Annotated in this window: 9 protein-coding genes and 1 pseudogene; 2 read left to right on the forward strand and 8 right to left on the reverse strand. The window is 37.2% G+C overall.

The features are described from left to right. Positions 1-672: 672 nt before the first annotated feature. The 5 genes and pseudogenes from ACYVD3_RS09035 to ACYVD3_RS09055 form a co-directional block, all read right to left on the reverse strand. Positions 673-813, reverse strand: a complete 141-nt coding sequence (locus tag ACYVD3_RS09035; protein ID WP_460642186.1) for a hypothetical protein — start codon at positions 811-813, stop codon at positions 673-675. A 273-nt stretch (positions 814-1,086) separates the two neighbouring features. After that, a complete protein-coding gene (locus ACYVD3_RS09040) occupies positions 1,087-2,802 on the reverse strand; it encodes a 5'-methylthioadenosine/S-adenosylhomocysteine nucleosidase family protein (protein WP_460642187.1) in 1,716 nt (571 codons plus the stop codon). Continuing rightward, on the reverse strand, positions 2,792-4,528 hold the full coding sequence (locus ACYVD3_RS09045) for a DUF7768 domain-containing protein (protein ID WP_460642188.1): 1,737 nt from the start codon (positions 4,526-4,528) through the stop codon (positions 2,792-2,794). The genes ACYVD3_RS09040 and ACYVD3_RS09045 overlap by 11 nt, the downstream gene beginning before the upstream one ends. Positions 4,529-5,242: 714 nt before the next feature. Further along, the gene (locus tag ACYVD3_RS09050) at positions 5,243-5,539 is read right to left on the reverse strand and encodes a hypothetical protein (protein ID WP_460642189.1); all 297 of its coding nucleotides are present in this window, start codon (positions 5,537-5,539) and stop codon (positions 5,243-5,245) included. A 404-nt stretch (positions 5,540-5,943) separates the two neighbouring features. Then, a pseudogene (locus ACYVD3_RS09055) lies at positions 5,944-6,098 on the reverse strand (recombinase family protein); the annotation flags it as partial. 134 nt (positions 6,099-6,232) lie between these two features. Between ACYVD3_RS09055 and ACYVD3_RS09060 the strand changes: the two are divergent. Beyond that, entirely contained in the window at positions 6,233-6,913 is a 681-nt protein-coding gene (locus tag ACYVD3_RS09060) for a hypothetical protein (protein WP_460642190.1), read from the forward strand. A gap of 41 nt (positions 6,914-6,954) precedes the next feature. Then, positions 6,955-8,334, forward strand: a complete 1,380-nt coding sequence (locus ACYVD3_RS09065; protein WP_460642191.1) for a hypothetical protein — start codon at positions 6,955-6,957, stop codon at positions 8,332-8,334. A 563-nt stretch (positions 8,335-8,897) separates the two neighbouring features. On the opposite strand, the gene rlmD is transcribed toward ACYVD3_RS09065, so the two are convergent. The 3 genes from rlmD to pcrA all read right to left on the reverse strand — a co-directional run bounded on the left by rlmD (position 8,898) and on the right by pcrA (position 13,219). Next, positions 8,898-10,253 (reverse strand): 23S rRNA (uracil(1939)-C(5))-methyltransferase RlmD, encoded by a 1,356-nt coding sequence (gene rlmD / locus ACYVD3_RS09070; protein WP_460642192.1) that lies wholly within the window; start codon positions 10,251-10,253, stop codon positions 8,898-8,900. 191 nt (positions 10,254-10,444) lie between these two features. Further along, entirely contained in the window at positions 10,445-10,738 is a 294-nt protein-coding gene (locus tag ACYVD3_RS09075; protein ID WP_460642193.1) for a DUF4366 domain-containing protein, read from the reverse strand. Between the two features lie 192 nt (positions 10,739-10,930). Continuing rightward, the gene (pcrA, locus tag ACYVD3_RS09080) at positions 10,931-13,219 is read right to left on the reverse strand and encodes a DNA helicase PcrA (protein WP_460642194.1); all 2,289 of its coding nucleotides are present in this window, start codon (positions 13,217-13,219) and stop codon (positions 10,931-10,933) included. Positions 13,220-13,292: the final 73 nt, after the last annotated feature.

Genomic DNA, 13,292 nt, shown 5'->3' on the forward strand with positions numbered 1-13,292 from the left:
AGATTCCACCTCACGGTGGACACCCTTGGTCTTGGCTGTATCCTTCCCACTACTAGGGCGGACTAGGGACTTTCACCCATTAGAAACGTGCGCCGCAAGGCGCACAATAAAACAAGGCACAGAGTATTATCCCTGTCCCTTGTTTTCTACTATCGGCGAATAAAAAATCCACAAGTAATTCAATATTACTTTCGACATAATTTGACACAAACTTCACAATTCCTTGTTGTTGTAATTCTGATGACCACAGCACCTGGTGCCCCCTTGGTGGTAGCTCATATTTCTTAAATTACCCTCTCAAAATCCATTAAAAAGAGACTTTGATTGGCTGCCACCAAGTTAGTCCATAATGCAGATACACGTCAATATCATTGCCACAATTTTGCTAACAAGCAAAAATCGTGTGCAATAAAACTTTCAAATGTGTTGTGATTTAAAAGCTTTATTCTGAACAATTTTTTAATTGTTAGTATAAAGGCACTTCTACTATCATCGCTATACCAAACTTAATCGCTATACCATTCCTTTCTCCTACTATTATTTCTTTGATTGCACTCCCCCAAATGGTTTTTGTCATTTTTAATCCTACAATTTTATTGTCACCAATTCATTAACCCATGGTTTTATTACAGCTTGAAACAGGCAGAAACTTAAGCATATAACACTACCCACTTATTTATTGACACTTTTTATTTCTGTATATTGGCCGGGTACTAACAGAGGAAGAAAATAGTCTTTCAAAATGAACCGACGGATCGTCTCATAATTTGCATTTTCAAAGAGAAACCATTTTACCCGAAATGGCTTTTTCATGATTTTCTCCTCTCTGAGTCCTCATACATGAAAAACATATCATACAAAACAGTTTGTCTTATCTTCCATAATTAAACATATCAAAAATATGCTATTTGAGGTTTGGCCACACTTTTTTACTGTGCATGTGCATAATTGAGAAAGTCTCCAATTAAGTAGTGTCAAAAATCTGATTGATTGCTTTGATATTTTAATTTCCTCGTTTTTTAATTTTGCAAACACATCTGAATTTTATATGCAATTGTGTCTTTAATCACTTCATCTTCTAAAATACTATATTAACTTACTTACATTGTACATTATAAAATCAAATGCATTTTCTGCTGCTTTCACTTGTTCTGTATCTTTTTTATTAAATCCCCAATCACAAATAGCCTTAACTACAATCCAATCGACCCTTTTGTCCTGACATACAGAGACCAGACCAGCGGCTTCCATATCACCACCTATAAATTCAGGTTCTCTATTTCTCAAATCTTGTATCAATTCTTTAGAATTTACTAACTTTTCCCCCGATGCTATTACACCAAAACGTACATCTGCCTTCTCATAATTAATTGCCGTTGAATTAAATAATTGCAACAAATAACTCGAAGCCGATATTTTGTCTCCTCGGTCAATAATTACCTCATTTGTAACCTTAGCAGATTCATAGTTCCAAATTTGCTTAGACACTAATATATCACCAATGTTTTGCTTCTTATTATTAGCACCAAAAGCAATCCCACCCAATATAATTTTTTCTGGATTTAGCACTTCACAAACCACATGTATTGTATTATTCATTGCTCCACTTCCTACAGCCCCCATTTGAGATTGGACCACATAAAATGGTTTTTTACTCCCAATTAATTCACGATATACTAATCCAGGTTCCACTCTTTCTTGCAAAAAGCACTTAGGAAAATATGTAGTAATTGCCCTTTCAATTGCTTTCATTTCAGTTTTAGTTACCGCTACCAATACTAAAGATTTTTCTTTCATCGTTTCTAATTTCTCCTTAATCTCTTTATTACTTCTGCACAAGCTGTCTCTATACAAAACAAAATTCCGATATAAATCACCTTTCGTAAAAACTGGCGTACTAACATAGTTTGATTCTAATAAATCGAGTAATCTTTTTTCTCTTCCTACTTGAATCCCTTCAGTGCACTCGGTAACAGCCTTTATTATCGATGAAATAATTGAGTATAGTGCATGGAAATCTATAAAGTCATTTCTAATTTCTAACAATAATGTGTCAATGTTTGAAGACAAAAGGTTTACTCCACATTTCTGAAACATTTTTTTATATATCCTAAAATCCGTCATAAATGGCTGATTTGATAAATAATCAAATCTTTGAAGAGATTGTATTCCCGTAATAATCGTCCCTTGCTTTGCTTTTAAGTAACGTCCTATATAGTTCTCTGAAATTTTTTTTCTTATATAGGACATGGCCACTTTAGTCTGCTGATTATTTAATTCGGTAGACAGTCTTTCTGGGCAAAATAATGCATATGTAATTGCCTTTTCTTCCTCATCAACAGCTTGCTTTATAAATTTTCTAATTACTTTTCTGTCTGATTCTATAATTTCCTGCACGTTCACTTCGTCTGTTATAAAATTTTCTTTTAAAATCTTCGTTGTTGAACCATCAAGAATAATAATATTATCGCTCCATATATTTACGTCATCTCCAAAATACATTGGATATCGTTCTTTATCATGGCGATACAACTCCTGCCGGCTTAATAAAAACCGTTCTCGTGATGGATGAGATGAAGCTGGATAAATTAACCCCAATGCATCCATTTTATTTATAAGTTCTAACGCCTTCGGAAATCTTTCTCCACTTTCAAACATATTGGAGATAGGTAGATAAAATAACCCCTCTGTCATAAAAAGTGAGGCTTCAATTATTTCCACCAATAACCTGTCTGTTAATGCAGCATTTAATGTTTCCCTTAATTCCCGATCAAAAAAATGATAATATATATCAGAAGTCATCGTTATCATCCTTAGTATACATATCGAAAAGACTCAATTGACCATCTTCGATATTTTTATTTTGAATAAACGCCATCAAATCATTCTTTTTTATTTGTTTAGAATGCACTTCTGGTTCAAAAACAATACTATTTATATCATTGGGATCTATCTCATTTATTTCGCTTTCCCGTGTCCCCAATTTAAAATAACGTACTGGTTTTCCAGTTTGTTTCGCTAGTGCAATTTCAAATAGGACACCATCCGCAATAGGGCCAAATACCCATAACTCATCGCACTTTTGAATTAACTGATTGTTTCCTTGACGTATTAAATCACGTTCTACTCTATCATTTAAAAAATATCCAAATATCATAAAGGGGTTAATCGGTAACATTCCTTTATTTAAAACATATTGACAAATTACATCTTTACAATAAAAATAATTCTTAGATTGTGCTGTAAAAATTTGTTTCATACCATTTATATTACTCGCTTTAATCCCCAACTGAGAAATATTTTTATTAATATTCTTCATTAACTGATCTGTTAATTCATTAGCACAAAAAAGGCCTGATATCATTGCCGCAGTTAACCCTCTAAATCCACCATTAACATCACCTACAATATATATATTTTTGTTAACACTTAAATCGTCTGTTTCTACTTTTATATAATCACCCACATATTCAATCTCTGGTCCGTAAACATAGCTGTCACTTAAACTATATGCATCTTTCTTTTCAACAATTGTTCCTATCTGATCTCTTAAAAGTTGGTCGATTCTTTTACCGATAAGAATATTATTTTTTTCTTCTAAAAATTTTTTCAATTGCACTTTAAAAGGTTTATGAGGTTGTTCTAAATACTCTTTCATTTCAATTTCATATTCGGATGTTGATTCCACACTACGGATTAAAAGTCCAATATTTGATTTTTCTGTTTTAAACTGTGTTTGGGCACCATTAAAAGAAACGTAATTATCAAATTTCGTTTGCACAACTACTCCACTTTTGCATGAACAAAATGTACGAAATTCATATTTTTTTTCATTTTTAATGACTTTATAATCTGCTGTCTTTGCCTTATAGGGTTTAAAATGCACTGTAGGTGTCTCAAGCCTTATACCCAGTTCTATTTTTTCCATCCAACTATTTCCATCGGATACGACAGCTTCTTTTAAAATTTTATTTCCAAACCGTCCGGTAGCAAGTATTATTTTTCTTGCACAATAAGTTTCATTTGCACTTGTTTTTATTTCATAATATTTTCCTACTTTCTCTATTGTTTCTGCATCCTTATTAGATAATAAATTATCTAAATTTTTTTCATAAAAAAAATTCAATAGCCTAGTTCTCATGAAATTATTTAAAACAATAGAATTATATTTCTTAACATCACTGGCTCGATTAACTGGCAATGTCCAAGAGTCCTCCCACGAGGGAACGCTTATTCCTAAGCTCTCCAACTCTTTTTTAAATATGCTATATGCTTTTATTAACTTCATTTTGTTCAGCTTTGTCCATAAACTACTAGCAGAAGGCGCAAAGGATAATTTACCATCAGAAAATAACCCACACCCCCCTACTCCTGAAGAGATATCACAGGGATTTTGAGCATCCCTCTCTGGTAAATTTTTACCTTTTTCCAATATTACATAGTGCATTCCACAATCTTTCAGAATAGTGCCTGCAGCTAACCCTGCCGGACCCGCGCCAATTATAATTACATCATAGATATATATCATTTTATCTTCACTTCTTTCTATATATTCTTTTTATTTTTCATCAAAAAAGTAAATACTTATGATAGTAACTATACTATATTTTAGTACTTTTTTCCACTAATATATTTCTATTTCTTATTCTTATGCCTCAGAACAAACAATTCACCTTTCAAAATCTCACACTTCCTTATTTAAATTTTATAATATTCAAATCTTTCTTGCTATTTTCCTCTAAACTATTTTTATCCTTGACTTTGTTTCTATAATCAACCGTCTTAATATGCTTTATAAAAAATATGGTCCTTAACAGTCCAATTAATTCCACTAGATCTGTAACCAATACCAGTCTTCCTTCTACTTAATTTTCTCAATCGCCCCGGCACTGAAGTGGGTCTATTAGTAAAACCTTGTAAAACCCAGTGTCAGTCAAGAAGCCTTCAATAAACGGCAAAATTACGTTGACATTGAATAGTAAGCCTCATTCGCTTCACTTTGGAAAAACTTTAATTAATCATATATCTAAATTCATTTCTACATACTATTATAAACATAATATGCAACTGGCATATCTTAAAGTCTTGAATATTTTGATAGTGCAGCGATGTTGTGAAGTAAGCATTCAAACGATTGCTTATCCCAAAATCTAGGATGCATATATCAATGGACAACGCTATTCACTGACCACCATGAATATATGAGTTGAAGCAACATCACCACTTATACAATCCAAAGGTCTTACATCTCAGCCATCTTTTCATGTTCTGCTACTGCATAAAAGGTTTTTAGTTCATTTTTATCAAAACTATCCATTCTCTTAGTAAGGAATTGAATTTCATCAGCATTGACCAGTGTTCCTATCAATGCCTGCAATCCTACCATGTCATTATGCACCGCTTCAACAAGACACTGTTTTTCAGTTGTAATACCAAGTCTATCCATCTCTTCTTGTAAGTCTGGTTCAGAAGCAGGGAATGTAATGGTTGCAGTACAATTAAAAGGGGCACCAAGTTTCCTCAGCTTTATTTCTACCATTATCTTACCTCCACTCTGTTTTTTCGATGAATTTTCTGCTTTTCGGTTCTGAGACAGTTACCCTCAGATCTGTGGCAAATGAATCCAGGGGAAGGGTATGGGCAATCGCCACAACTTTTGAATGGGCCTTGAGTTCTCTTAACTGGAGATATCCCACCTGTTTTCAGTGGGACATCTGAAACATAGCAGATTTTTTCTCTCATATGCTTTTTGTATACAGAAATGTTATTCTACTACTTGCGATTCGCATCTTAATAGCTTATTTATGTCCTCAAATAAACCTATAGTATGTAAGCCTAAACCATCAAAATTGGAAGTTGTAAATATGCTCATCTAGGTGCATTGACTGGTGGAGAAATGTCAGCATCGTCTGATTCCTTTGGCTCCCAAGCTCATTAAGCATGTTCTAGTATATGTCGCATGTCTGCTGCATTCCTTCCAAAACGGGAAAGTTTATAAACTAATACATAGTCTATTTCCAATCCTTTTTTATGTCAGATAGCATTTTCTTAAATGCAGGACGTCCATCAATGGATTCACCTGACTTTCCTGCATCTTTGTTCTCTGCACTTTTTAACCTCCTTTCTGTTCACACTTTACTGGTGGAAAGTGTGTGTAAAATACTGTATAATATATAAAAAATCAACTGCTCCGCTAGATGGAAGCAATTGACTCTGTAGGAGGACAAGTATTATGGATAAATTAATTCCTGTTTTTATTGTAATAGGAATAATAATCTTAGGCTTTATAATGAAACTTATCGAGTTAAATGATATAAGAAAGAAGATTGAATTCACTAATAACTATCGAAATAAATTCATTAGTCTATTGAATGGTATTATTTCTGACAAAAATTTTAATCAACAGCTATACTATGAATTGACATCGGATGTAAACTCAATGCAATACGAGCTTGGTTCTGACGGAATATACGCTCATGTTACTGATAATCTGAAAGGCTTTAGTACAAGTAATTATCAATTGCTTGTAAACTTTTTGCCAGAGATTCGAAATATACTCAGCGAGCAAGATAATATTATTATTATGAACAGATATAATCAATCCGCAGGTGATTGTGATGATATGTTCATACGCCACCTGGGCACATTAAGTGAAATTGATAACTCCATAAGAAAGAATTTATTTAACCCTTTTTCTTGTTTTTCTGGTGGCATGAAATTCGTTGTTTCGTTACCTATCTTGCTTCTTAATTGGTTTGGATTCATCTCCGATGAAAGGACTCGGAAAGCAAAGCATAGTTGGCTTGTAAAACTTTTAAATTTTGTAGTTACTTTTGTGGGTTTAATAAGTGCTGTAATGTCAGTTGTTATGGGTTGGAGTGAATTTTGGAAGAAACTATATGATATTTTTTAATTGTTATTAAAGTTGTTATTTAAAGATGGGGAGTATGAATCATGAAAATATTTAGACATACGAGTGATTACTATCTAAAAAAAATACAAGAGGGACAATTAACCAATCAGCAGGTTGCGGAAGAATTAAAAACTACTGTTGATGTGGTGAATATTGCATTTAATGAATATTGTAAAGAACAAAACCCTTTTAAAAAGAAAAGTTTTGAATTTAAAAATGCTACTATTCAAGTTGCAATTTCAATAATTTCAACATTTTTAGTTTTGTTTACTTTATTTGAGATGCAAGCAGCTAGAAACGCAACTTATTTACCCGATATTTCTTTAGGCAATACAGAAGTTGCAATTGCTTGGGATGAAAATGGATTGCCTATTAATATAAGTGACGAAACAAAGGATATTGTTTCAAAAATGATAAATGAAGAAAACACCCAATTAAATATTCTTCCTCAATTAAAAATTTATAATATCGGTGTTGGAACAGCAAAAGATATTACTTTCACATGGAACACTGAGCAAAATGTAAAACAATTTATGAATGTTTTAAATTCATATGATAATATAGATATATCTCTTGAAGGTAACATGGTTCATATAAAGACCCCTGCAATAGAACAAGGTAGTTGGTCACCTATCAAGAGTCAAGTTGATTTTATGCTAAATTCTACACAAGAGTTTAACACTTTAACCTTTCCACTTTGCTACCATGAATTAATTAAAGAAATGTACATTAGAACAAATGAAATTCCGCCGATTTACTTAACAATTTCATATTTCGATGTTCAAGGGAAAGCTTACAATAAGACCATGCAGATAAATGCAAAACTCTCATTTCTTACACAAAATCCTGACGGAAGTGGATTCTGTGTTTATAGCTTAATTTCAGCAAAGGAGAATTCATCTATGAATAATTTTAGTTTACTAAATATCAGCAGTGACGGTTTGATAGCTATAACTTCAATTTGTGCTGTAATTATCAGTATTGTGTCAATGGCTTTCACAGTCATATTCAGCATGTTTCAACTGAGACATAATAAAAACAGTGTAAAGCCTATATCCGCAATTAAGTTTAATGATTATGAAAATCAAATCGCTGTAAAAATCGAAAATGTTGGAACAGGACCTTTGACAATTAAAAAATTAGTGTTCAAAAGTGATTCAAGAGAGTCATCTACTTTAATATCTATGATACCAGAAATAAATCAATTATGGAGTACCTTTACTGAGTCTGTTGATGGGTGGACAATTCCAGTTGGAGGGAAATTAATACTATTAGAGCTTCAGCCAGAAAATGATGAAATAAAAACTTTAATCAGAGGAGAGCTTTCAAAAATAACAGTGCTTCTCGAATACTCCGATATTTATAATACTAAGTTTCAAGAGAAAAGGTCCCTTGACTTTTTTGGAAGGCATTCCGAATAATTTATGTTTTAAATATGCAGGGGCAGATTTCTTTTCTGCCCCTGCAAAAATGTTTGAAACCAACAGAATCCGAACAGCAGGATATCCTTGAGCTGCTTCACAGACGTCTCCGTAAATCAGCAGCTATTTTCTCTCACAGTATGATCAGAGCAGCTGGTTTGACCAGCTTGAAGGTGATGAAAGCCCTCTGGCGGAAGCAATCCTGGATCGAATTAAACACGATGCCTATAAAATCAATATCATTCCCACGGATCCTGCTAATTGCAAATCTATGAGGGAGGTATACGAACTGGACCAGTCTTTGAGTAAGTAAGCTCGTAAATAACTAAGCAATATATGATTTCCTGTTCCGGACTACTGATTCCCAGTCCTCCGGAACAGCGATTTCATCGCACCGTAATAAACACTTTCCCTTTCACGAATCCCTTTACTCCATTTTGTTTATTATAGCATACTTAAATTTTTCGATGTTTATTTGAGAAAGGGTATATATATTCGTAATTATACACTGCCAATGCAATAAAGGCGTGAACATAACTATTCACGCCTTAAATATCCATAATCTATTTTCGACTTAATTCGACACAAACTTCACAATTCGCCGTCGAAGGAAACATATCCACACAACAAACCTTCTCCACCTGATACCCTCTCTCCTGAAGAACCACCAGATCCCTCACCAAGCTGGTAGGCTTACAGGAAACATACACCAGCCTGTCCACACCAAAATCAATAATCTTCCCCAGCGCCTTTGGATGAATCCCATCTCTCGGCGGATCCAATATAATCAAATCAGGTTTATCCTTCAATTCATCAATAACCTTAAGAACATCCCCGTCAATAAATTCACAATTCTCAAGTCCATTCAGCCTTGTATTCTCCCTTGCAGCTTCCACGGCCTCTTTCACAATTTCCACGCCCACCACTTTTTTGGCCACTGGAGCGATCATCTGGGCAATGGTACCGGTTCCGCTGTACAAATCGAATACCACCTTATCCTTTGTGTCTCCCACATATCCTCTCACCGTTTCATACAGGACTTCCGCACCAAGGGAATTGGTCTGGAAAAAGGAAAACGGGGAAATTTTAAATTTCATTCCTAACAGCTCCTCATAAAAGAAATCCTGCCCATATAAAATATCAGTCCGGTCGCTTTTAACCACATCCGCCAGGCTGTCATTTAAAATATGAAGAATCCCTACGATCCTTCCATTTAAGGGCAGTTCCAGAAGTATTTCTGTAAAAGGTTTCAAATCCACGTCTTCCTGGGTCGTCGTAACCAATGCCACCAAAATCTCACCGGTCTTTACGGCCCGTCGCACCAGAAGATGACGCAGATAGCCCGTATGCTGCATCTTTTTATAAAAACCGGTTCCTAATTTTTCAAAATACTCCTTTGCCGCCTTTAAGATATGGCAGAAATCCGGATTGACGATCCTGCATTCCGTCGTAGTCACCACATCATAAAAGCTTCCCCTCTTATGCATTCCCAAGGCCAGAGGGCCGTCCTTATATTCATCACCAAAGGAGAACTCCATTTTATTCCGGTATTCAGCCTCTGCGGGGCTTGGCAATATCCCTTCAAATTCATAGTCCTTACAGACTCCGTCTAAGAGGGCCTTTACCTGCTGCTCCTTGATCTTAAGCTGCTCCTCATATGGGATGGTCTGATAAACACAGCCTCCGCAGCTTCCAAAATGGCGACATGGATCTTCTGCCGATTCCAGGCTTGAATGCTCCAGCACCTCAAGGATCCGTCCCTCACAGCGCCCTCCTCTTTTTTTATTTATCATAACCCGCACCTTCTGGCCGGGAAGCGCATGCTTTACTCCAATTTTCCCTTCCGGAAGCTCAATGATCCCTTTGTCCGGAAATTCAAATCTTCCAATTGTTCCTTCGTATATCTCACCCTTTTTCACTATGAGTACTCCTCTTCTATCCTTATTTCTGCAGCCCATGTGCAAGAACCAGAAAGCTTGAATTCCTGCAACCGGCAAATGCTGTAAGGGTCAAATCCCCCGCATTGCTCCTAAGTATCTAACTTCTTCCAATCGAGCAAAAAAGCGTGTCTCACTGTCTGAGGCACGCTCTCTCTTTTATAATGCCGATCCTACTCTTCAGAACCTTCGCCCGGTTTGTCGTCTTCAAAGAAATCATCGTCGAAATCATCATCAAAATCATCTTCGAAATCTTCCAAATAGTCCGGGGTGAAGAAACGGTATACGGTATATGCAATTCCTGCTACCGCTGCCACTGCACCAATAATAGCCAGTATCCAGAGGATACAGTTTTTCTTCTTCTCTTCCTGCTCCTTTTTATGAAGCAATTCATTCATTTTGCTTGAGTTCATAAAATCTTCCAGCCTGCTCATAGCTTCTTTACTCATTGCATCAAATTTGTTCATGTCTCCACGTCCTTTCTGAGAGCCCTGCTTTTTTCTGCCATCCCTTTAGGGCATAAAGGTATGCCTGTAAGGCATTTCTTTCATATCTTCCGGCTAAGTTTTAGTCTCTCTGCCTGTCGCAGTTATTATACCATTATATTGATTCTTTTACTATCATTTTTGCTTTTTTTTAATAAATTATGTATTTTTAAGTCAAACACGTACCGGCTTCAGTTTTGCAAAAGAAGCAAACATTTTTTTGACGCCAGCCTGATCAAACCGGACTGTGACTTCAAAATCCCTTCCTCCGTCCTTGATCTCCAATACCTGGCCCTCACCGAATTTCATATGGCTGACCCGGTCACCTTCTTTGTAATTTAAAGAAGACGCCTTTTCTACGGTAAATGCTTTGCCAAAGCCAGGTGTTGATACAGGTGCTGCCGTTTTAGACGCATATGAATTGTTCCCAGGCCCAAAGCTGCTGACACCTGCTGTTCTGCCTGTTGGCTTTGCTTTTCCCCATGGCAGGCCGCTGTCATCATAATCAGGGGTCCGGGAAGCAGACAGCCTTGATTCCAGCTTACTTGAATCCAAAAGTTCACCAGGAATCTCATCGATGAAACGGCTGACCTTGGAATACCTGGTTTCTCCATTGACCATACGCTGCCTTGCTGCCGTCATCATCAGGAAGTTCTGGGCTCTGGTGATTCCCACATAGCAAAGCCGCCGCTCTTCCTCCACATCCTCCTTGTCATCCGAAGAAATGGACATCATGCTTGGGAATAACCCGTCTTCCATTCCACTTAAATACACCCTTGGAAACTCAAGCCCCTTGGCGCTGTGCAGGGTCATAAGGGTCACCCTGTTTTCCGAATCATCCATTCGGTCCACATCAGCCACCAAGGCCACCTCTTCCAGAAATTCGTTCAGGTTGGGCTGTTCATGCTCCCCTTCAAAGCTTACCGCCTTATTGATCAGCTCTTCTATATTTTCCAGACGGGTCTGATACTCGATCTCTCCTTCTGCCTCCAGCTCCTTCTGGTAGCCGGTTTCATCTAAAATATCTTCGATCAGTTCATGGATGGAATACGTCTCTTCTTCAAGCCTTCTCCGGAAATCTTCGATCAGCTCTGTAAATTTAAGGATCTTCTCTGCCGCTTTTCCAAGTCCCGGTACAGCTTTTGCCCGGCCAAAAGCATCATAAACAGCAAATCCATGTTCGGAAGCAAAGGCCTGTACTCTACCCATACTGGTCGCTCCGATCCCACGCTTTGGCACATTGATGATTCTTAAAGCGGATAAGTCATCCCTTCCATTGGCAATGGTCTTTAAATAGGACAGAATATCCTTGATTTCCTTCCTCTGATAGAAATTCACGCCTCCAACCATGCGGTATGGAACATTGTGCTGAAGGCACTTTTCTTCAATCAGACGGGACTGGGCGTTAGTCCTGTAAAGCACAGCACAGTCCTGGTAATCAGAAGAGGGGTTTAAAATGTCCCGGACAATGGAATCCGCTTCTTCAGAAGCATTTTCAAACTGCTTAAACTGCACCAGGGGGCCCTCTTCATTGGCGGTCCACAGGGTTTTGTCCTTTCGTCCCCGGTTATGGCGGATCACTTCATTGGCTGCATTTAAAATGCTCTGGCTGGACCGGTAATTCTGCTCCAGTTTAATCACCTTTGCACCTGGATAAGCCTTTTCAAAGTTTAGGATATTTTCAACGTTGGCGCCGCGGAATTTATAAATGGACTGGTCGTCATCTCCCACCACACAGAGGTTCCTGTATTTTCCTGACAGCAGGCTTATAAGCTTAAACTGGGCCGTATTGGTATCCTGATACTCATCCACCATGATGTATTTAAAACGTTCCTGATAATAATCCAGGATTTCCGGATTATTCTGGAACAGTTGCACGGTTTTCATGATCAGATCATCAAAGTCCAGGGCATTGTTCTTCTTTAACTGGCTCTGATATTCCTTGTAAATCTGCGCCACTTTTTTCTGTCTGAAATCACCAACCCCATTCAGTTCAAATTCCTCAACAGTCACAAGCTCATTCTTTGCTGTTGAAATAAATCCCAGCATGGCCCGGTCCTTATAGACCTTGGGATCCATATCAAGGCCCTTTAATACATGGCGCATCAGAGTTTTCTGGTCATCGGAATCATATATGGTGAAATTCGTCGTATAACCAAGGTTCTCAATGTGCCGCCTGAGAATGCGGACACAGGATGAATGAAAGGTGGAAACCCAGATGCTGTCCGCACCAAAGCCCACCAGACGGTCTACACGTTCCCGCATCTCACCCGCCGCTTTATTGGTAAAAGTGATGGCCAGGATATTCCATGGATTGATGCTTTTCTCTTCGATTAAATAAGCAATGCGGTGTGTAAGGACCCTGGTTTTCCCTGACCCTGCTCCTGCCAGCACAAGAAGCGGTCCCTCCGTATGGAGTACCGCTTCCTTTTGCATTGGATTTAATGTATCGTAAATACTCATAGACTATACCGTATTTTCCTTTCCGCTTTATTGCCCGTTTTTCAGGGCATAAAGGTATACCTGTAAGGTATTT

It is taken from the genome of Lacrimispora brassicae, assembly GCF_054772055.1.